A 20,192-nucleotide genomic window follows, 5' to 3' on the forward strand; every position below is an offset into this window, starting at 1 on the left:
CAAGCATTAGCCGGGCAACCCAGCATTTGGAATGCCGATCTACTCGTTATCCGCAGGCGCGGGAGCGGCGGTCGAGGCCGGCGGCGGCGCGAGCGGAACCGGCGCCGCAGGCGCACGCGCAGCCTTTTGGGGCGGCGGCTTCTTCGCAGCCGGCGGGCTCGATGCCGGAGGCGCTGCGGCCTGTGCGGAGGCCGCGGCCGGCGCACGCGGTGCTGCCGCCGCATTTGCGGCCGGCGCGGCCTGGCGCGTCGCCGCCGTGGGCTCCGGATTCATGATGCTCACCGGCGGCGTCGAGGACGCGCTCGGGAACTCGGCATTGGTCGGCCTGCCCGTCGGCATTGACGGCGGCAGTCCGGCGAGCGCGGCGTTGGCGGGCATCGCCGCTGCGGCTGCTGCGGGCGCGTTCCAGGTCGGCGCATAGCGCGCGACCAGGGTCTCGTAGAGATGGGAGTCCATGTTGGCGGCAACCTGCTGCTGGTCGGTCAGCGAGCGGAACGCGGCGCAATCGAACTGCGTGCAGCCGTCACGCGCCACCAGCACATGTGCAACGAGACCGTAACGATCCCGCTCGAGCGACTTGCGCAGCACCTTCATGTCGAGGGTCAGGCTCTTCTCCGCCGTGGCGACATCGCCGAGCGCGGTCAGGCGGTCGATCCTGGCGGCGGTGTAGGAGACCGCCGCGGCCGCAGCGTCAGGCGCGCCGAACAGCGCCTTCTCGCAGCCGGCGCCAACGGCATCGCCGGCGAGATCGTCGAGACAGGACAGCGCAGGCAGACTCGCGCTCACCACAGCCTGCGCGCGCGCCTCGGCCGGAGCGGACGGCGCGTCCGGTCCATAGAGACGCACCGTGGCTGCGCCGGCGATCGCGATGGATAGCAGGGTAATGACGGTCAGCGCGCCGTTCGCGACCGATCTGTCGGCGCGCAACAGCGTGATCAGCAGAATCAATCCGAAGAATCCGGCAGCCGCCAGCGTCATCCAAATCGGGAAGGCCGGCGAGAGCCAGATTTGGTCGAGCGAAGTGGCCCATGCCCAGTTCATGCGCGACGTCCCCTCACGCGAGCAAAGAGCGGATGGTCAAGCGAGCACCGCGAGTCGGCAACTGCCCCCGCGCCACCCTTGTGAAGGTGAAGCGGGCCTTTTGACGGCGGCAGAGTACAATTCCCGGGAGGCGCCTATGCACTGACGGCGTCGGCCTTCAGGAGAGCGCGAGCTGGCTTTCCTTGGCGACGCGCTCGAAGGCTTCTGTCGAGCTTTTGATCCGATACTGGCAGTCGTCGCCTTCGGTCGGGAGCAAACGGATGACCTCATACGCGCCGCTCGCAGCCGGACGCGCGACATTGCTGGCCGTGAATAGGACGCGCGTTCCCACGGGGAATTTGTGCTTCAACACCCTCTCCATTACTCAAACAGCGCCCGCCTCGCCCAGTGTCCCACTGCGAGGGCCGGCCGGAAACCCGGGCGGCTGTATAGCACGCGTCCGATGCTTTTGGCCAGCGCCATGCCGGCATGGCCCGCGCACAATTTTTGCAGTTATTTCAGGATGATAACGGGACAGCCGGTGGGGCGATGATACCGGCGGAGCTGCTTATTCCGCCGACCTGTCGCAGGCCTGTCGCACCCTCCTCCCGATCGGCTGGCGTCCCCGCCTCCGGCCGGCGCCGGCCGGACTGCCGCTCAGGCGTCCTCGAACTTGGCTATGACGAGCGTTTCGGCCAGTCCATCCCGGGTCCATTCCTGGAACGCCGGCAGCGCCATCACCGTCTCCATGTAGGCCCTGGTGTCCGGCGCCACCTCGATCGCATAGGTGCGGAAGCGGTGCACGACGGGGGCATACATGGCGTCCGCCGCACCGAAGCGGCCGAACAGGAACGGTCCCTGTGCGCCATAACGGGTGCGGCACTCGCGCCAGATCTCCTCGATGCGCGCGATGTTCGCCTTGGCATCCGCCGACAGCGCCACGGCGCGGATCGGCCGATGCAGGTTCATGCCGCATTCGTTGCGCAGCGCCACAAAGCCGGAATGCATTTCGGCGCATACCGACCTGGCATGCGCGCGCGCGGCGACGTCGTCAGGCCAGAGCTTCGCTTCCGGATAGCGCTCGGCGACGTACTCGATGATGGCAAGCGAATCCCACACGGTGACGTCGCCGTCGACCAGCACGGGCACCTTGCCGGCGCGGCTGAAGGACAGGATCTGCGCCTTGTCGGCGGGATCGTCGGTGTAGAGCGGGATCAGCGTCTGCACGAACGGGATGTCGTTGGCGCGGAGCGCGAGCCAGGGCCGCATCGACCATGACGAGTAGTTCTTGTTGCCGATCGCGAGTTTCAGCGCAGCCATGTCACTGGTCCTTCGTTGAGTCCTGCAGTTGCAGCCGCTTTTAGCGCCATCGCCTGCCGCCAATCAATCGTTGCTGCGTCCCGTCCTGCGTGGCAATCGTTGCGATCCTTGCCAAGAGACAGACATGAGACCGACATGAGCAGGCATTGGGAGGTGCTGAATGGTGGCGAGGGAATCAAGCGCGGTCCTTGATCTCTCGTGTTCCGGCCAAGCTGCAACGCCATAGCGCATCGAAGACGCGCGTAAACGCGCTTATGGCGTTGCTGCGCAGAGCCGGCACCCAGGGCGACATGGTACGGCGCGCAGATGGATGGGCCCCGGCTCTGCAGCGCATCGTCGAACCGGACGGTGCTTCGCATCGCCGGGAGGACGCTGCGCTGCGTCCGGGACACGAGAGCGAAGAGTAGCGCTCGCTCTCTCCTCCTCGTCGTTGCGAGGAGCTCTTGCGACGAAGCAATCCAGAATCCCGCCGCGGAGAGATTCTGGATTGCTTCCGCCTTCGCCAAAGGCTTCGGCGGACAAGTCGCTGCGCTCGCAATGACTGAGTGTGAGGCGACGCTGCGTTCCAAATAACACTTGTCGTTCCCTGCGAAGGCGGGCGATGACAGCGAGGGGGCTACAGACGTGCGTACTCGGCCTCGCGGCGCTTCGCCCGAGCTTTGCTTGATCTCGCCGCCCTCATAGCCAAGAGGGCGCAGGGAAGGCCGGGTGCCGGCGGCACCCGCGGTCCGCTGCGCTAGAGCACACGCAGGAAGAACCGCACAGCAGCATACAGGTGAAGCCCAACACACGGCCTTCCCTGCGCGATGGTCGGACGGCTTATGCCGCGCTCTCCCGGGAGCCGAGTTCCCTCTGGCCTCCCTCACTCCCGCGAAAGTCGCCGGCACCGCGCCGGTTGACGCCAATGCCGCATTCGCCAGAGCTTGACCGTAGCAACGACGGCCAGGACCACACGGTTTTGCCGTACGCGCGGTTCGTTGGCGCCGCAGGGTTCGACGGCGTTGTGCACGTTGCCATCGAAATGCCGGCGCGACGAACCTGACAGCGCCGCTCGTCCGTACGAAGCCTCGGGCTCACGGAGAGCAATCCGCCCTGCCCCTGGCATCCGTACACGACGCTGCCGCGTCCACCGCAAGCCCGGCTCGCGACAATGACGACCTCATGATCGCCCCTCAAGGATGAGCCGGGATGGGCGACACATACGCCGTTTCCGAATTTCGGTAAAGTGGAATATTTTCGCGCAGGCAGATTGACAGAGAAGCGAAACACCCTGCTCTCGTAGCCCGGATGGAGCGCGAGCGTAATCCGGGACAATTCGAGATGCCGGGCGAGCAGCCCGGATTACGCTTTGCTCCATCCGGGCTACACGACTACACGACGACGCGCTATCCGCCGAAATCCTTCGGGCTGAACGGCAGATCCAGCACCTTCCATTCCCCGTATAGATTGGCCGGCAGCATCTTGTAGGGTTGGCAGTTCTGCAGCGCGCTCGTTGCGGACTTGACGATGGCCACGCCCTTGGCGGACGGCGGCGCCTCGATCAGGATGGGCTCGCGCGCCAGCGTGCCGTCGGTGGCGAACACGGTGCGCAGCTTGACATGGACGTTGTCGGTCGGTGCGACGCCGGGCGGCAGCTTGGCGCAGCCGCGCAAGTGACGGCGAAGCTCCGCGATGACCTCGGGCGGAAGCTTCGCAGCGATTGAATCGTTGGCATCCCCGCCGTCATCCTTGGCGCCTTTCGGCTCGACCGGCAATTCGGGCGGCAAGCCCAGCATGACACCGTACTTGATGGTGACGTCCGGTTGCGGCGTCTGATAGGCCGGCGGCGGCGGCTGCGCGTTGGCCTCACGCTGCTTCGAGGCCTGCGGCTGCTTCTGCTGCGGCTCAGGCGAGGCCTGCTCTGATGGCGATGGTGCTGCCGCCTGCGGCCTGGCCGCAGGCTTCGATGCCTCCGCCTTGTCCGTGATATCCGGCTTCGGCAGCTTCAGATCGGGGAGCGGCTCTGGCGGCTTCGCCTCTTCCTTCTTCTCCTCGGCCTTGGTTTCCTCCTGCTTCACCTGCTCCGGCGTGACGATGTCGACCGCGACGGTTTCGGGCGGCAGGCTATGAAACGGACGGACCTCGCTGATCACGATGATCAGCGCCACCAGCGTCAGATGGGCGATTGCCGAGGCGGCAATGTCCGTCCGTATGATCTTCCCCAGTTCCATCGACCGATCTTGGGTTGCCCCCGCGGTCCTAGCATACCCCGGGTCCCTCTCAATCCCATTTCGGGGCGAAGCCAAAGTCGGTCAGGCGTCCCTTCGGATTGGCGAGCGCGGCGATCCGGTCCATCTCGTCTTCCGACAGCTCGAAATCGAAGATCTCGATGTTCTCCGACAGGCGCTCGATGCGCGAGGTGCGCGGGATCGCAGCGACATTCTGCTGCACCAGCCAGCGCAGGCAGACCTGCGCCGCCGTCTTGCGGTGGACGCGACCGATCTCGGCCAGTGTCTGGTCGGACTTGATGCGGCCCTTGGCGATCGGGCTGTAGGCGACGAGGGCAAGGCCATGCTGGTCGCAGGCCGCCCGTACCTTCGCCTGATCGAGATAGGGATGATACTCGACCTGGTTGCAGACCAGCGGCTCCGCCGACAGCGCGACCGCCTGCTCGATCAGTGCCACGGTGAAATTGGAGACGCCGATGTGGCGGGTCAGGCCCATCGTCTTCGCATGCGACAGCGCGCCCAGCGTCTCCGCGAGCGGCACATGAGGATTGGGCCAGTGCAGCAGCAACAGATCGACCGAGGGAAGCCGCAGGCGAGCGAGGCTCTCCTTCACCGAGCGTTCGAGATCATGGGGTGCGAAATGGTTGGTCCAGACCTTGGTGGTGAGGAATACGTCGTCGCGGCGCACGCCGGAGGCGCGCAAACCGTCGCCGACCTCGCGCTCATTGTCGTAGACCTGCGCGGTGTCGATATGGCGATAGCCGAGCCGTAGCGCCTGCTCGACCACGCGCGCGGCCGGCCTTCCGCTCAGCTCCCAGGTCCCGAGACCGATCGCCGGAATCCTTGCGCCATTGGCCTCGACGAACAGCATGAGGAATCCTCTTCCGTTGCGACAGCCCCAGACGTCATTATGGACCCGGTCGATGATACTGCCAACGGAAGCCGCGGCAGCCAGGCGGGATATTCGATGCAGGCCTAACGGGAGGTTGTGCGTCAGGCCTTGGCGTCAGGTCTTGGCGTCAGGTCTTGGCGAGCGCCTGGAACACCGTGTCGGGGGCATGCGCGATCACCGTGAGCAGTGCGCGGGCCGGGCCGCGCGGGGCGCGTTTGCCCTGCTCCCAGTTGCGGATGGTCTCGACGGGTACGCCGAGCCTGGCTGCGAACTCCATCTGGGTCAGGCAGGCGCGCCGGCGCAGATCGCGCACCGCGAGCGGGCCGGTGTCAGCCGGCGCCGCATTGGCCGTAGGCTGAACCGAAAGCGGCTGGACCGGAAATTCCTGCCCATCCCGCAATTCGACGATCCGTCCGTCCGCCTTCAGCCGCAACCGCATGCCCATTCCCCCAAGCAAAGGCGATGATGCGGCAGGTCGCTTAAAGTCGGATTAAAGACGGTTGTCGTCATTCCGGGGCGCGCGAAGCGCGAGCCCGGAATCCATTGTGCAGCGTCGACGCGGACAAATGGATTCCGGGTTCGCGCCAAGTGGCGCGCCCCGGAATGACGATGGGGTGAGACCTACTTCAACCCGAACCAGAGCGTCGCAATCCCGAGGAAGGAGAAGAAGCCGACGACGTCGGTCACGGTGGTCACGAACGTGCCCGACGCCACCGCCGGGTCGGCCCGCACGCGATCCAGCGCCATCGGGATCAGGATGCCGCCGAGCGCGCCGGCCACGAGGTTGCAAACGATGGCGAGCCCGATGACGATGCCGAGGCCCGGGATCTTGAACCAGGCCACCGCGGCGATGCCGGTGATCACGGCGAAGGCGAGGCCGTTGACGAGGCCCACAAGGGCCTCGCGCATCACCACGCGCCAGGCGTTGGAGGAACCGAGCTCGCGCGTCGCCAGCGCCCGCACCGCCACCGTCATGGTCTGGGTCGCGGCATTGCCGCCCTGGCTCGCCACGATCGGCGCCAGCACCGCGAGCGCGACCATCTTCTCCAGCTGGCCCTCGAACAGGCCGAGCACGGAGGACGCCAGGAACGCGGTGGCGAGGTTCACCAGCAGCCAGTTGAACCGGCCGCGGGCGATGGTGAGGAACGTGTCCGACAGCTCTTCGTCGCTGGTGACACCGCCGAGCGCCTTGAGGTCCTCGTCCGCCTCCTCCTCGATGACGTCGACGACGTCGTCGACGGTGATGACGCCGACAAGGCGGTCCTGGGTGTCGAGCACGGGTGCGGCGACGAGATTGTACTTGCCGAACATGCGCGCCACCTCTTCCTGGTCCTCCAGGACGGAGACGCGGCGGCGGTCCTCGTCGGTGAGCTCGGTCAGTGCCACCGGCCGGCGCGTGCGCAGGAGCACGTCGAGCGGCACCGCGCCCTGCCAGTGCTGCTCCTTGTCGACAACGTAGATCTCGTAGAAGCGGTCGGGCAGATCCGGCGTCTCGCGCATGTAGTCGATCGCCTGGCCGACCGTGAAATCCTGGGGCACAGCGATGAACTCGGTCTGCATACGGCGGCCGGCGGAGTTCTCCGGGTACAGCAGGCTGCGCTCGAGCGCGACGCGCTCCTTGAGCGGCAGCTTCTCCAGGATCTCTTCCTGCTCCTCGGCACCGAGGGTTTCCAAGAGCTCGACCGCATCGTCGGATTCGAGCTCACGGACGCCCTCGGCGACCGTCTCCGGCGGCAGCTCCTCGAGGATCTCCTCGCGGACAGTCTCGTCGACCTCGTTCAGCGCCGAGAAGTCAAAATCGCGGCCGGTAAGCTCGACCAGGCGGACGCGGTCGTCGGGCTCGAGGGCGCCGATCAGATCGCCGAGATCGGCCTCGTGCAGCTCCGCGACGCAGGCACGCAGCGCCGCGCTGTCCCCGGCCTCGATCGCACGGGCGACCTCCTCGACGAATTCGTGCCTGATATCGCCGTCTTCATTGCGCATCGGCACGTGGTCGAGTACCGAATCCGCAGCCGATGGGGCAACGTCCAGATGTTCATCCATGGCGCGCCTCGCCGTTTGACAGGTTGGAACCGGTGGTGTGAGCTGAGGCTTCAGGCAATACCCACAAGGCAAAGCCGAGCGCAATGGCAAAGATGCTGCGACTAAGGTGGACCTCGACCATGGCGGGCGCGCTTGTCGCAACCGTCATCGGCAATGCCGCGACCGTCATCGGCGCCGCCGAGACGGAGGCCGCCGAGTGCCCGCGCAAGGACGCGCTCGGCACCTCGCGCGTCCTCAGCGTCGATCCCAAGACCTATCCGCGCGTGGGCCTGAAGAGCTTTCCGCAGACGCTGCCGCTGGCCGATCGCGAGGTCGTGCTGACCTTCGACGACGGGCCGAACCCGCCGACGACGTCGAAAGTGCTGGCGGCGCTGGCACAGGAATGCGTGCGCGCGACCTTTTTCCTGATCGGCCAGCACGCCTCCGAGCACCCGGACATGGTCAAGCGCATCGCCCGCGAGGGCCACACCGTCGGGCATCACTCCTACTCGCATCCGTTCATGGGGCGTATTCCGTTCGAGAAGGCCATGGCCGACATCGACCGGGGCATTGCCGCAGACGAAATGGCGCTACACGGAGTCTCGACGACGACACCCTCGACGCCGTTCTTCCGCTTTCCCTATTTCGAGTCGACCCAAGCGCAGCTCGACCTGCTCCAGTCGCGCGGCATCATTGTGTTCGGGGCCGATTTATGGGCCAGCGACTGGGAGGAGATGACGCCCGAGCAGCAATTGAAGCTCGTCACCGAGCGCCTCGCCGCGAGCGGAAAGGGCATCATCCTCTTCCACGACAACAAGGCGCGCACGGCCGCAATGATGCCGGCGTTTCTACGGTATCTGAGGGAGAACGACTATCGGGTGGTCCACATCGTCCCGGCGGGCACATCACAGAAGAGCGCCGATACGCGCTGATGCCGGAATGTCACGCCCGGGCAAAATGAGGGTGATTTGGGGCCAATTAACACTCTGTTCATGCTACCCCGTGAAGATGAGAGCGGCTGCGGCTGAACCGTTTTGAGCCATCTCCGACCTATCTAGGCGTCAATTGCATGGGGGCAGACGAGGTTCATGATCGGAAGTAGCGTTGTTTTGCGGACGCGATCGTGGATCGTCGTCTGTCTGGGAATGCTCACCGCCGGTTCGCCGGCCGCGCTCGCGGCCGACTGTCCCGGCCACCCCGACGCCCTTGGCACCTCCCGCACCCTCGTTGTCGATCCGCGCGAACATCCGCTGATCGGCACCATGCAGTACCGCGAGACGCTGCCGCTGAAGGACCATGAGGTCGTCCTGACCTTCGACGATGGTCCGATCCCGAAATATTCGAACCAGGTGCTCAAGATCCTCGCCGACGAATGCATCAAGGCGACCTTCTTCATCGTCGGCAACCAGGCCAAGGCCAATCCGGAAGGCGTGCGCAAGCTTGTCGCGGCGGGCCATACCGTCGGCACGCACAGCATGGACCATCCGCTGACCTTCGACCGGATGCCGATCGAGAAGGCCGAGGCGGAGATCAATGGCGGCATCGAATGGACCGCAGCCGCGATGACCGATCCGTCGCAGCTCGCCCCGTTCTTCCGCATTCCCGGGCTGATGCGGGCCGAGGGCCTCGAGAACCATCTGATCTCGCGCGGCCTCCAGGTCTGGAGCGCCGACTTCCCGGCCGACGATTGGCGGCACGTCTCGTCCGACCGCGTCTACCAGCTTGCGATCCAGCGGCTGGAGGCCAAGGGCAAGGGCATCCTGCTGCTGCACGACATTCAGGCCCGCACGGTGGCGGCGCTGCCCAAGATCATCCGCGACCTCAAGGCGCGCGGCTATCGCATCGTGCATGTGGTGCCCGCCACTGCCGAGCGGCCGGCGACGCCGACCACGCAGGTCGAATGGCTGCTGCATCCGCCAACCGAGACGACGCCGATCGCGCGCTGGCCGCGCGTGCCGCATTTCGTTTTCACACAGACCAGGACGCTGCCGGCGCCCGCGCTCGCGGACCTCAATGCGCAGGCCGAACATCAATCGCTGCTGCCGCGCCGGAGCAAGGGCCAGATCGACCTCGCATCCACCCTACCCGTCCCGGGTCGCGATCTGTTCGCGATTCCGGAAGGCTCGGTCGAGGTGCTGATGTCGACGACCTCATCGCGGCGCGCCGCGACCCGGCTCGCCATGGCGGCCGAGAGGCCGCATCCGGCCAAGGACAAGGCAGCACAGGGCAGAGGCGCGAAGGGCAAGACGGCCAAGCTGCATGGGCGGCGTACCGCCCAGGCGGCGCCGGCTGCAGCGGATCATGCCGCGCAGCCCGTCGACATCGTACCCAAGAGTAACGCAGCGAAGAGCGCCGCGGCCAATGGCGCGGCCTCCAAGGGCATGCCGCCCCGTCCGACCCGCGTCGCCAGCCTGAAAAAACGCGCCTAAAGCGCGATGAGATTAGGATGAATCATCATCGTGCTTTAGGTTGTTGTTTATGCATGATCTTTTCGGAAAACCGCTTCGCACTTTTCCGGATCATGCTTTAGCTGCTATTGCCGCATGATGGCGGCGACGCAGAGCAGCACGATCAGCGCCAGGAAGAACAGGTCCATGTAGGACTTGAGCTCGCCGTCCCGCCGCAGCCGCGCGACGTCGGTGATCACCTGCTTGCGCGCGGTGGTGCTGCCCGAACCGTCGTTGATCGGAGCCTGAAGGCGCTTGGTCTCGGCCTCCAGCTTCTCGATCTTCTGGAAGAAGTAGAACGCCCGCAGCGTCGAGGCCGCGCGCATGGCGGCGTAGACCAGCACCAGGATCGCCAGGATCGCCCGGTTCGGATACTTTTCCATGAAGTTCAAGCTGAAATAGACCACCGCCATGAAGGCGAAATTGGTGAGGAAGCGGTAGACGAAACTGAGAAAAACCATGCTGGCTCGAACCTTGAGGGGGTCGCAACCCTATGGTGTTGCGACGTGCGGGATCGGGACCCAGACCGGAACGGCGAGCCTGGATACGGCCCGTCTACGCCAAGTTTGTTTCAACAAGGATACTGCCGCCCCCGCAACTAGCCGCCTTTTAGCCTGACGCGGCCATAAGGCAAGCCGGAGCATGGCCCATGGCCTCGCGCGCGAGGGGCCCGCAACGGCTCAATGGCGATTTGGCCGAAGGCGCGGTAAACTGTGAGCGCCACCAGATGTGGGGTTCTTCCGATGTCGAAGAAGGGAATCACAGGCCACGACGACTGGGTTCTGACCGAGGCACTCGCGACCGCCCTGGTCGCGCTGGAGCAACTCGAACCTAAGCACCAGCCGAACGCGCATATGGAGGACATCCGCAAGCTGCTCGCGAACGGCAAGGAGCCGGCAGCGGTGAGCCTGCATCTTGCGCAGGCCAAATGCCGTCTGTTTCCCGAGCTCGACCCGCTGCAGATCTACCGGGAATACGGCATCGGCGAGGAGTATGGCTGAGGCCGCCGATCGACGATGGAGCTCAAGGCCCGCCGGCGACCGATCCTGCGATCACCATGACAAGCGCGCCGAGGTCGATCTTGCCGTTGACGGTCAGCTCCTCCGAGGTCGCTGCGTCTCCCGCGCCCTGCACCTTCAGCGATTGCGGCCGGTCGGCGGCCTGACGCTGCAATTCGCCGACGATCGCTTCCTTGAGTTTCTCTTCCAGCATGGGCACCTCCTCAAGCCGCCATCGCGCGGCAGGATTGGGCGCAGGAGCGGCACGTCGCGACGCATTCGTCCATGCCGCCGATCCGGGCGCAATCCTCGGCACATTCGGTGCAGATTTCGGCGCACTCACCGCAGGTGTGCTTATGATGCGGCGTGTTGATCAGCATGAAGTGCGCGGCGGTCCGGCACATTTCGGCGCAGGCCATCATCAGGCGGAAATGCTTCGGCTCAACATGCTTGCCGCCGGTCTCGAGGCAATGGTTCATCGCCGTGCCGAGACATGTCTGGTAGCAGCTCATGCAAAGCGCGATGCAGCGGGTCATGTCTTCGGATTGAGCCATCGGTTGTCTCCAGTTGCGCGCCCCGCTCCGCTCGACCAAAGCGGGGCAACGCGCTTCGTTCCCGGTTCCAGTCGATTGTGAGGCTCACCGCCGTCCCATCACGCAAATCGCGGCGGCAGGCTGTTGTGGATCGTGCAGGCCGCGATGGCCGCGTGGCCGAACGCGACCGAGATCTGGTGCAGGTCGGTGACGACGTCGCCGATTCCGTAGAGCCCGGCGATCGACGTGCGCTGGTGATCGTCGACCTTCAAATGACCGTCCGCAGTGTGGTCGGCGCCCAGCGCCATCGCGAGCTGGGAGCGGACCTCCGCGCCCATCGCAGGATAGACGATGTCGAATTGCGCCGTACGTCCGTCGGCGAAATCCGCTTCAACGCCGCCGCCTCGCCGCGCCAGGCGCAGCTCGGGCGCGAACACGATTCCGACGCCCGCCTCGGACAGCTCCGACGTTGCGGCCTTCGCGTCGTCCGCGCCGGTCGCAAGCAGCGTCACGTCGCGCGCATAGCCACGCAGGAAGAGCGCCTTTGCGGCGGCACGATCCAGCGGCCCGACGACGCCAATGCGGCGGCCGGTGGCCTCGAAGGCGTCGCAGATCGGGCAGTAGCGCAGGAGTCCGTCCGCGACCGCCGCGCGCCACTCCGCGAACGGCGGATGGGTATCGACGATCCCGCAGGCGAGAATGACTGTGGCGGCCGCATGCCCGCGGCCATTCCAGCTCGCTTCAAAACCGTGTTCGTGACGCTGCAACGCCGTGACCTCGGCCTCCACGCGTGTGACGGCGAGCTCGTTCAGCTGGGCTGACATCCGCTCGATCAGCTCCGCGCCGGACAGGCCGTGGACGAAGCCGGGGACATTGTGGCTGCGCGGAATCAGGGCCGCCCGGCTCGCGCCGGCGTCCACGACGCAGACGCGGCGGCGGAAGCGCGCCAGATAGATCGCGGCCATCAATCCCGCCGGCCCGCCTCCGACGATCAGGCATTCAAGGGGTGGCGCGCCGGTCATTTGGGGTTCGGGTCCGCAAGACCGGCGCCGGGCTCATCGAGGCGCCCGCTTCGCGCGAGCCGGACGGCATTGCCGAGCGCGCGGGCCGCATTCTGCACTTCCTGCTGGAATTCGCGGTCCTCGTCGAGCTCACGATGGGATGTGGCGTATGGCTCGTCGTAGCCGACATAACCGTCGAGCTCGGCGTAGCGCCCTGCCGAGATCAGCTGCATGTCGGTCAGCCAGTCGGACAAGGCCCGGCGCACGCCCTCGGCGCCGACCGCATCGCCGTGAACGACGAGGCCGAAATGGCGGCCGGCGAGATGGCGCGGATAGGGCCAGCCCTTCAGCTCGATCGCCTTGGCTTCCGCGGCGTTCTTGCCGTGGGTCGAGGTCGGATCGGGATTGCCGCCGTCGGCGCAGACCATGCGGTCCATCATCGCCTTGAGACCGGCGGGCACGTGATGCCAGTTCACGGGCGCCACGATCAGGATGCCGTGGGCGGCAACCCAGAGCGGATAGATCTCGTTCATCCAGTCGTGGGTCTGGCCCAGCGAGTAGTTCGGATAGCAGCTGCACGGCCAGTGGCACAGCGGCATGGCGGTGCCGACGCAGGACTTGCAGGGATGAATGGTCTTGCCGAATTCCGAAGCGAGGCGCGACAGATCGAGGATGTCGACGGCAAATCCCATCTCGATGAAGACGGGCTCGGCCACCTTGACCAGGCGCCAGGTCTTGGACATCTCGCCGGGACAGGTGTGCTCGCTGCGGGCCGAGCCGTTGATGATCAGGATGCGCGGCGTCTCGTCGGCATCGTCGTGGCGACGCTGCGCCTCCAGGATTTTTGAGCGCGCATCGAGCCAGTCGATGGCAAGATCGTAGTTCGGGTCGGAAAAGCCTGCGCCGGCCTTCCGCGTCAACGGTGCCTTGCGCGAATGGCTGTAGGCGTCCCAGGCCGCAGCGATGATGGCATCGAGCTCGCGCCCGAGCGGAGCAAAGGCGGGATCGACGAACTGACGCTTGTAGCGCCGCTCGAACTCCTCGCGCGACAGCTTGACGGGCGGCATCCCCTTGCGAATGTCGGCGTCCGTCATGCTGGCTCCTGGCGAAGTCGAATCCCTCCGACCCAACCCGGCGCCCAGCGCGCAGTTCCCAAGCCCTACTGGCGAACAAGCTCCTGCGGCGCATCGAATTTGGCGATCCGTTGATCGAGCCGCCACAGCTCGATGCGATGCACCAGGACGAGCGAGGCGGCTTCGCGCTTGGCCTGCTCGTCGTCGTCGCAGACGAGGTTGATGCACCCGAACACATGCCCGTCCGGATCGATCTGGAACGCGCGGTAGTGCTTGATACTTGCCACTATGGGTGTCCTCGCCTTGAAGCGACGGGTGCGCTGAGCCAGTCCGTGAGGTTCGAGGTCACTTCGTTCTGCTTGGCGCGGCGCAGCAGCATCTCGCGTTCCCTGCCCGGCGGCAGGTCGCGTGCCCGCTCGCGGGCGCTTTCGGCAAAGGCGGCTAGCCGCTCCTGAAGCGTTTGGGTCTGTTTCCTGCGGTTACGTTTGGCGGTCATTTGTACTTTTGAACTTTCGTGGACAATTCGGTTGAAAGGAAATCGGCCCCGGCGGGGGATCGGGCGCCGGGGCCCAGGCTCTCTTGTCAGCTTCCGTCGCAACAGCCGGTTCCGGCATTTCAATAAGTTAACGCTGCGCGATTTTGCGCAAATCACAACCGCAGGACCGATCGATCCGGACTGCGCCGGAACCGAAATGCTGATTCGTATGTTCAAGGACGACCTGAAGGAGGATCATCATGGCAAAAGCAGCATTGAAACGCCCGGGGTCGCCGATCGGCCGCAAAGGACCGCGCAAGGCAAATCCCGCCTACAAGCGCCGCGCGCGCGAGCCGTGGACAGCGGCGGATGTGAACAAGCTGAAGCAGCTTGCGAAAGGCAACACGCCGACCGGCGTGATGAGCATCAAGCTGCAGCGCCCCGTCACGGCCATTCGCAGCAAGGCGCAACGCGAAGGAATTTCGCTGCGGCCGGTCAACCGCTCCCCGTACAATCGGCGAAGCAAGGCCGCGAAGCGGCGCTGACGACGCGCATCGCGCCGGGCTAGCTTGGCGGCTGCAGGCCCGGCGACCGCAGCCACTCGCTCATCTGAGACCCAGTTTCCGCCTGACGCGCCTTGCGCAGGACTTCGTCGCGCGCCGCGCCGGGCGGAAGCAAGCTGGCCTGTTCACGGAGCCGCTCCGCCTCGGCGGCGAGCCGCGCTTCCAGAGTGTCGACTTGCTTGAACCGATGTCGCGTCCTCATGAGGCGTCCTCCTGGTGCATGAGGTCGAGCGCGCCGTTGCGTTCCGACGGGTGTTGATGCCAGGCTACACAGCCTGGCCAACGATCTAACGTTCCAGAAAGGGAACGGTTGCCTGTTTCGGCGAAAAGACCGGAGTTAGGATTCTTCGTTGTCGCGGCGAGCCCTGATCTCGGAGCGAAGCATGGCGCTGTCCATGATGGCGAGGCGCAAATCGTTCACCGCGTCGCCGTAGCGTCCCGCGACTTGTCTGTGCTGCTCCCGGAGGGCGCGGCTCTCTTCGATAACGCGTGTTGCGCGGGCAAATAGGGTCTCTGGCATCAGGCATCATGCGACGGAGAGTCGCGAGCGCGCACTTGCATAGGTTACTCAAATGGCGCCAACGGCTCAAAAAGCGTCGCCGATTAACCTGGATCAAGCCGTCACAACCCCGCCGGACCGCCCTCAACCACGCATCGGTAGCCCGACACAGGAATTGATAGGCAGATCCCCGATTTCCTTAGCTGACACGCCACAACGGGTGTACGGTGATCTCATCACTGGCTGTGGCTCTGCCCGTAGGCGCCGGTGGCTGAGAGACCGATGGTGCTCCCGCCTGCATGACCCGGGGGAGCGCCTGATGGCGAAGCCGACTCGTTATCCATTGCAGTCCGATGAGAAGCACGTGGAGCAGGTTCGCAAGGCGATCCGTGAATCGCTGGAGGTATTGACGCTTCCTCGACCGGATACGTTTCTGGGCCGGAAAACTCACGAGCCCTTTCCAAGTGAAGACGATGATGATGTGCAGGACGGACAGCGCCCCAAACAGGCGTGATTGCGAGCAGGACGACATCCTGTTCCGGCCCATCTCAGCGAAACGACTCGTCTGGCCGGAACGGAACGGCGTCAACGGACCGCTTCAGTCGCCCGGTAGATCCCGAGATAGCTAGGCGAATATAGCGCCGCGTTCTTGAGCGCATCGAGGTCCGGGATGGTCAGGGTCCGCTCGCGCAGCACGATCAGCTTCGCCGCGCGCAGCTCCTGGAGCGTCCGATTGAGGTGAACGACGGAAAGTCCGGTGGCATCGGCGAGATCCGTTTGCGTCACGGGCATGAGGCAGGAATTGCCGTCGACCATTCCCACCGGGCGCAGCCGCTCGACGATTTCGCAGAACAGATGCGCCACGCGCTCCAGCGCGACCCGGCGGCCGAGATTGATCGCCCATTCTCGCTGGATCGCGCTGTTGAGCAACGTCTCGCACCAGAAGGCTTCCGACACCGTGGGGTTGTTGGCGAGGAGACCTTCGAATCGCGCGCGCTTGATCTCGGCATAGACCACGGGCGTCAGCGCCACGATCGAATGGTCCATCTCCGAAAGCAGGTAAGCGTGCGCATCGCAGCTTTCGCCCGGGAAGATGAAATTGACGATCTGGCGCCTGCCGTCCTCCAGCGTCTTGTAGCGGCCGAGCCAGCCCGACAACAGGATTCGGACGCCATCGACGCGATCACCCTCGGTGATCAGATCCTCGCCGGATCCGGCACGTTGAAGACCCTCGAGCATGGCGTATTCCAGCGACGCGCGAGCCTCGTTCGACAACGGCCGTAGCGCGCTCAGCCGACGAATGGCCGGCTCCAAAACGCTGCGATCGGCTGTCGACAGCGGCATCAGGCGGCCACCACCGGTGTGTGGAAGGCACGCTTGGTCAGGGGGATGGTGATGGTGCATTGCAACCCGGCCGGGTTGAATGTCATCGTGGTCTGCCCCTTCAGCTCGAACGCCAGCGTGCGCTCCAGAAGCTCGGTTCCGAATCCCTTTCGCGGCCTTGCCGTCACGCGCGGCCCGCCGCGCTCGCGCCACTCGAACACCAGCTCCGCCGGATCGGTGCTCTCATCGACGCGCCAGGTCACATCGACACGTCCACTCGGCTGACTTAAGGCACCGTATTTGAGCGCATTGGTCGCGAGCTCGTGGATCGCGAGCGCGAAGGTCTCGGCGGCCTTGGGCTGGAAGCGGACCTTCGGGCCGGAGACCCGCATCTGCTCGCCTTCCCTGGCATTATAGGCGAGCAGTTCCTCGACCACGAGATATTCGAGATCGACGCCGCCCTCGGGATCGCGCGTCACCAGCGCCTGGGTGCGGGCGAAGGCATTCAAACGGCCGTCGAGATGGGAGGCGTATTCCTCCACGGTTGAGCTCGTTTCCGCCGAGCGGCGCGCAATCGAGCGCACCACGCCGAGCGTGTTGCGAACCCGGTGCTGGAGCTCGGCCAGCAGCAGGCGCTGCCGCTCCTCGGCGCGGGTGATTGCGGTGACGTCGATGAAGGTAATGACGACACCCGCGATGAAATTGTCGACGCTGCGATATGGCAGGATGCGCACGATGTAGCGCGTGCCGCTATCCGGCGCGCTCAGCTCGCGCTCGATGCTGGCGAGCGTGCGCAGCACCCGGCGAATGTCGTCGTAAAGCTCCTCGATCGGGATGCGGGCCTTGATATGGCTGATCGGCCGGCCGGTGTCGGTCTCGACCAGATGCAGGAGCTGGGTGATCGCGGGCGTGAAGTTCATCACGCGCAGATCGTTGTCGAGGAAGACCGTAGCGATCTGCGTGCTCTCGAGGAAGTTCTTGAGGTCGCTGGTGGCGCGCGTCAGCTCCTGGACGCGGTGTGCCAGCTCGCCGTTCACGGTGGTCAGCTCCTCGTTGACCGACTGCAATTCCTCGCGCGAGGTCTCGAGCTCCTCGTTGGCGGACTGCAACTCCTCGTTCAGCGATTGATATTCCTCGTTTGAGGATTTCAGCTCCTCGTTGGTGCTTTCGAGCTCCTCGATGGTCGCCTGGAGGCGCTCGCGCGTGGCCCGCAGATCGTTTTCGAGGCGCTCGACGTGCTCGGTGCGCACCAGCGCGTTGGGATTGCTCTGGTCGGATTCGATGGTTCGCAGCGGGCCGTCCTTGAACAGAACGACGAAATTGCGGTGGCCGCCGATGCCGTCATGGATCGGCTCGACGGTGATGTCGACGAGGACGCGGTGACCGTTCACGCCTAGCTGCACCTGCTCTGCATGAACCGGCTCGTTGATGTCGGCGGCGCGGCTGAGGGTTGTGCGCAATTCCAGCCGGAGATCGCGGTGCGCGAGCTGCAGCAGGTCGAGCGTGGCGGCGCCCGCCGTCGGCTCGATGTAGCGGCCGGTGCGCCCGGAGAAATGCAGGACCTGAAAATTCTCGTCGGTGATGACATAGGCCGGCGCATAGCGCTCCGCGATGCGCTGCGCGCGTCGCTCGAGGCCGACGTCGGGCCCGAACGAGCGCATCGCCGGCACCTCGACCGGCACCCTGCCGGCCGCGGTCGTGATCGGAAATTCCGGCGGCAGCCGCGTTCCCGTCTCGAGCTTCTTGAAGATCCGGGCGCGGCGGTCGACCGGCGCGAACAGCTTCGGATGCCGGGTCACGTTCTCGGAATTGCCGAGGAACAAATAGCGCTCCGGCAACAGCGCGAAATGAAACAGCGGAATCACCCGGTTCTGCAGCTCGGCGTTGAGATAGATCAGCAGATTGCGGCAGGAGACGAGATCGAGCTTGGAGAACGGCGCATCCTTGATGACGTTGTGCTGCGAGAAGATGCACATCTCGCGCAGCTCCTTCACCACGCAATAGGTATCGCCCTCGCGCACGAACCAGCGCGCCAGCCGCTCGCTGGTCATATCCGCCTCGATATTGGTGCGATAGCGGCCGACGCGGGCGGTCGTGAGCGCCCGTCCATCGATGTCGGTGGCGAAGATCTGGACCTGCGGCACGGAATCCATCCGCGCCATGTGCTCGCGCAAGAGGATGCCGATCGAATAGGCCTCCTCGCCGGTGGCGCAGCCGAGCACCCAGACGCGGACCTGCTGGCCCCCTCCCTTGCCATCGAAGATCTTCGGAATGATCTGCGTCTCCAGCACCTCGAACTCGCGCTTGTCGCGGAAGAATTCGGTGACGCCGATCAAGAGGTCGTTGAAGAGATTCTGGGCTTCGTCCTTGTCGTTGCGAAGGAAATCCACATAGTCGGCAATGTCGTCGATCCGGACCACCTGCATGCGCCGCTGCACCCGGCGCAGGAAGGTGTTCTGCTTGTAGCCGTGGAAATCGTTGCCGGTCTTGTTGCGCAGGATGTCGGCGATGCGCGACAGCGAGCTAGCGGCCGCAGCCAGCACTTCGTCGAAGCCCTGCTTCTCCTCCAGACGCCTGAGATGACGGGCATAGACCTGGATGTGCTCGGGGATATCCTCGGGCGGAAGCACATAGTCGGCGATGGCGGCGGGCGTGTTGCCGTTGCGCAGATGCTCGGCCTCATCCTGGCTTGCCAGCTTTTCGGCGATGGCGAGGCCGCCGTGATCCTTGAGTGTCGCCGTGCCGAGCGTGCCGTCACCGCCGGTGCCGGCAAGAATGACGCCGATCGATTGCTCGGCGCGCTCCTCCGCCAGCGAGACCAGGAAGCTGTCGATCGTGGCGCGCTCGCCGGGCGCCTGCTCGGCTTTGCGGATCGCGAAGCGGTTGTTCTGGATCGTGGTGATCATCGCCGGCGGGCACAGGTAGACCATGCCGCCTTGGATCGCGTGGCCGTCACCGATATCGGCAACCTTGCCGCCATTGGAGGCCTGCACGATCCCGCGCATCCGCTGCTCGTCGTAAGTCTCGTGATGCTGAAGCGCCAGCACGATGGCCTGATCGGCGCCTACGGTCAGCTTGGCAAAGAAGCGCTCGATGCTGTCCAGTGCACCAGGCGAGGCGCCCACCCCTATGACCAGCGGAGTTTTGATCTGGCGCTCTCCTTGGACCGGCTGGTCGCCGACGTCGTGCATGGCTCTGGTGGCTCTCGTTTGCTCGCCGGGACCAACAGGCGCCCGGCTCCTGCAAATAGCAGAAATCAATATTATCCCAACAGATCAAACGCAAAAATGTCCCCGAGGCCTTCAGCGTTGTCAGCCTCGGCCACCAGGTCCATACTTGGCCGGCGGCGGAGGAACCAGCGATGCCGATCTCCGAGGAACTCGCCGTTCTGATCAGGCGCGCCGAGCGCGCAACGGCGGACGCTCACCGCCTGCTGGCCGAGAACGAGCGTTGGCGCCGGTACGCGGAGCGGCAGCTCGATGTCATGTTTGAGCTCAGCGCGGAGTTCAGGAGAGCTGCCGTGCGACCCCCCCCCCCGCCAACTACCCAGCCGCGACCTCTTGCCGGAGATACTCGACCCGCTGCTCGATCAGGACGCGGTGGCGCTCCCATTCGACCAGGGTCTGCTTGAGCAGGCTGACCAGCCGCTCCGCCTGACGCGTGTCGTGTCCGCTCGCCATGAGTTCACGCACGCAATCTTCTTGATTGCGGATGCGCTTCCAGCCCTCCTCGATGTCCTGTTCCGCCTTCACCAGCAGGCGTTGCTCGGCGTCGAGCTGTGCGGTGCGTTCGGCAAGGGAGATGGCCATGGCGACGCCT

General features: G+C 65.3%; 23 protein-coding genes. 5 read left to right on the forward strand and 18 right to left on the reverse strand.

The window, feature by feature from the left end:
• Positions 1–39 precede the first annotated feature (39 nt).
• The 7 genes from I6F17_RS29285 to mgtE all read right to left on the reverse strand — a co-directional run bounded on the left by I6F17_RS29285 (position 40) and on the right by mgtE (position 7,482).
• Positions 40–1,041: a hypothetical protein gene (locus I6F17_RS29285; RefSeq protein WP_036025621.1), complete on the reverse strand. Its 1,002-nt coding sequence runs from the start codon at positions 1,039–1,041 to the stop codon at positions 40–42.
• Positions 1,042–1,198: 157 nt separating this feature from the next.
• A complete protein-coding gene (locus I6F17_RS29290; protein WP_085969273.1) occupies positions 1,199–1,402 on the reverse strand; it encodes a hypothetical protein in 204 nt (67 codons plus the stop codon).
• Between the two features lie 275 nt (positions 1,403–1,677).
• Positions 1,678–2,340, reverse strand: coding sequence for a glutathione S-transferase family protein (locus tag I6F17_RS29295; RefSeq protein ID WP_225130067.1), 663 nt, complete (start codon positions 2,338–2,340; stop codon positions 1,678–1,680).
• A gap of 1,385 nt (positions 2,341–3,725) precedes the next feature.
• On the reverse strand, positions 3,726–4,550 hold the full coding sequence (locus I6F17_RS29300; protein ID WP_036045744.1) for a hypothetical protein: 825 nt from the start codon (positions 4,548–4,550) through the stop codon (positions 3,726–3,728).
• A 49-nt stretch (positions 4,551–4,599) separates the two neighbouring features.
• A complete protein-coding gene (locus I6F17_RS29305; protein ID WP_036013757.1) occupies positions 4,600–5,418 on the reverse strand; it encodes an aldo/keto reductase in 819 nt (272 codons plus the stop codon).
• A gap of 148 nt (positions 5,419–5,566) precedes the next feature.
• Positions 5,567–5,884: a helix-turn-helix domain-containing protein gene (locus I6F17_RS29310; RefSeq protein WP_036045747.1), complete on the reverse strand. Its 318-nt coding sequence runs from the start codon at positions 5,882–5,884 to the stop codon at positions 5,567–5,569.
• 176 nt (positions 5,885–6,060) lie between these two features.
• A complete protein-coding gene (mgtE, locus tag I6F17_RS29315) occupies positions 6,061–7,482 on the reverse strand; it encodes a magnesium transporter (protein WP_036025625.1) in 1,422 nt (473 codons plus the stop codon).
• Between the two features lie 83 nt (positions 7,483–7,565).
• On the opposite strand from mgtE, the gene I6F17_RS29320 reads away from it, so the two are divergent.
• Both I6F17_RS29320 and I6F17_RS29325 read left to right on the forward strand, forming a co-directional pair.
• Positions 7,566–8,393 carry a polysaccharide deacetylase family protein gene (locus tag I6F17_RS29320; protein ID WP_081493960.1) on the forward strand — a complete coding sequence of 276 codons (828 nt, stop codon included), beginning with the start codon at positions 7,566–7,568 and terminating at the stop codon, positions 8,391–8,393.
• A 156-nt stretch (positions 8,394–8,549) separates the two neighbouring features.
• Positions 8,550–9,890 carry a polysaccharide deacetylase family protein gene (locus tag I6F17_RS29325; protein WP_225130069.1) on the forward strand — a complete coding sequence of 447 codons (1,341 nt, stop codon included), beginning with the start codon at positions 8,550–8,552 and terminating at the stop codon, positions 9,888–9,890.
• A gap of 104 nt (positions 9,891–9,994) precedes the next feature.
• On the opposite strand, the gene I6F17_RS29330 is transcribed toward I6F17_RS29325, so the two are convergent.
• Positions 9,995–10,369 carry a hypothetical protein gene (locus I6F17_RS29330; RefSeq protein WP_036013747.1) on the reverse strand — a complete coding sequence of 125 codons (375 nt, stop codon included), beginning with the start codon at positions 10,367–10,369 and terminating at the stop codon, positions 9,995–9,997.
• 282 nt (positions 10,370–10,651) lie between these two features.
• Here I6F17_RS29330 and I6F17_RS29335 point away from each other — a divergent pair, with 282 nt between their 5' ends.
• Positions 10,652–10,909 (forward strand): hypothetical protein, encoded by a 258-nt coding sequence (locus tag I6F17_RS29335; protein ID WP_036013744.1) that lies wholly within the window; start codon positions 10,652–10,654, stop codon positions 10,907–10,909.
• 22 nt (positions 10,910–10,931) lie between these two features.
• Here I6F17_RS29335 and I6F17_RS29340 read toward each other — a convergent pair whose 3' ends face one another.
• The 6 genes from I6F17_RS29340 to I6F17_RS29365 form a co-directional block, all read right to left on the reverse strand.
• The gene (locus I6F17_RS29340) at positions 10,932–11,120 is read right to left on the reverse strand and encodes a hypothetical protein (protein WP_225130071.1); all 189 of its coding nucleotides are present in this window, start codon (positions 11,118–11,120) and stop codon (positions 10,932–10,934) included.
• 10 nt (positions 11,121–11,130) lie between these two features.
• Positions 11,131–11,460, reverse strand: a complete 330-nt coding sequence (locus I6F17_RS29345; protein ID WP_197947764.1) for a four-helix bundle copper-binding protein — start codon at positions 11,458–11,460, stop codon at positions 11,131–11,133.
• A gap of 98 nt (positions 11,461–11,558) precedes the next feature.
• Positions 11,559–12,461, reverse strand: coding sequence for an NAD(P)/FAD-dependent oxidoreductase (locus I6F17_RS29350; protein WP_036025632.1), 903 nt, complete (start codon positions 12,459–12,461; stop codon positions 11,559–11,561).
• Positions 12,458–13,534 carry a flavodoxin family protein gene (locus I6F17_RS29355; RefSeq protein WP_225130073.1) on the reverse strand — a complete coding sequence of 359 codons (1,077 nt, stop codon included), beginning with the start codon at positions 13,532–13,534 and terminating at the stop codon, positions 12,458–12,460. The genes I6F17_RS29350 and I6F17_RS29355 overlap by 4 nt, the downstream gene beginning before the upstream one ends.
• Positions 13,535–13,599: 65 nt before the next feature.
• Positions 13,600–13,800: a hypothetical protein gene (locus tag I6F17_RS29360; protein WP_036013732.1), complete on the reverse strand. Its 201-nt coding sequence runs from the start codon at positions 13,798–13,800 to the stop codon at positions 13,600–13,602.
• Positions 13,800–14,009 carry a hypothetical protein gene (locus I6F17_RS29365; protein WP_128265356.1) on the reverse strand — a complete coding sequence of 70 codons (210 nt, stop codon included), beginning with the start codon at positions 14,007–14,009 and terminating at the stop codon, positions 13,800–13,802. Before I6F17_RS29365 ends, I6F17_RS29360 begins: the two co-directional genes overlap by 1 nt.
• A gap of 239 nt (positions 14,010–14,248) precedes the next feature.
• Between I6F17_RS29365 and I6F17_RS29370 the strand changes: the two genes are divergently transcribed.
• Positions 14,249–14,533: a hypothetical protein gene (locus tag I6F17_RS29370; RefSeq protein WP_225130075.1), complete on the forward strand. Its 285-nt coding sequence runs from the start codon at positions 14,249–14,251 to the stop codon at positions 14,531–14,533.
• Between the two features lie 19 nt (positions 14,534–14,552).
• Here the strand turns inward: I6F17_RS29370 and I6F17_RS29375 are convergent, their stop codons facing one another.
• Positions 14,553–14,753, reverse strand: a complete 201-nt coding sequence (locus tag I6F17_RS29375) for a hypothetical protein (RefSeq protein ID WP_036025636.1) — start codon at positions 14,751–14,753, stop codon at positions 14,553–14,555.
• Positions 14,754–15,369: 616 nt separating this feature from the next.
• Between I6F17_RS29375 and I6F17_RS29380 the strand changes: the two genes are divergently transcribed.
• On the forward strand, positions 15,370–15,564 hold the full coding sequence (locus I6F17_RS29380) for a hypothetical protein (protein ID WP_225125048.1): 195 nt from the start codon (positions 15,370–15,372) through the stop codon (positions 15,562–15,564).
• 71 nt (positions 15,565–15,635) lie between these two features.
• Here I6F17_RS29380 and I6F17_RS29385 read toward each other — a convergent pair whose 3' ends face one another.
• The 3 genes from I6F17_RS29385 to I6F17_RS29395 form a co-directional block, all read right to left on the reverse strand.
• The gene (locus I6F17_RS29385; protein WP_225130078.1) at positions 15,636–16,394 is read right to left on the reverse strand and encodes a Crp/Fnr family transcriptional regulator; all 759 of its coding nucleotides are present in this window, start codon (positions 16,392–16,394) and stop codon (positions 15,636–15,638) included.
• Positions 16,394–19,564, reverse strand: coding sequence for a CheR family methyltransferase (locus I6F17_RS29390; RefSeq protein ID WP_225130079.1), 3,171 nt, complete (start codon positions 19,562–19,564; stop codon positions 16,394–16,396). Before I6F17_RS29390 ends, I6F17_RS29385 begins: the two co-directional genes overlap by 1 nt.
• A 351-nt stretch (positions 19,565–19,915) precedes the next feature.
• Positions 19,916–20,182: a hypothetical protein gene (locus tag I6F17_RS29395; protein WP_225130082.1), complete on the reverse strand. Its 267-nt coding sequence runs from the start codon at positions 20,180–20,182 to the stop codon at positions 19,916–19,918.
• Positions 20,183–20,192: the final 10 nt, after the last annotated feature.

Source organism: Bradyrhizobium sp. NBAIM18 (genome assembly GCF_020193825.1).
GTDB lineage: Bacteria > Pseudomonadota > Alphaproteobacteria > Rhizobiales > Xanthobacteraceae > Bradyrhizobium > Bradyrhizobium yuanmingense.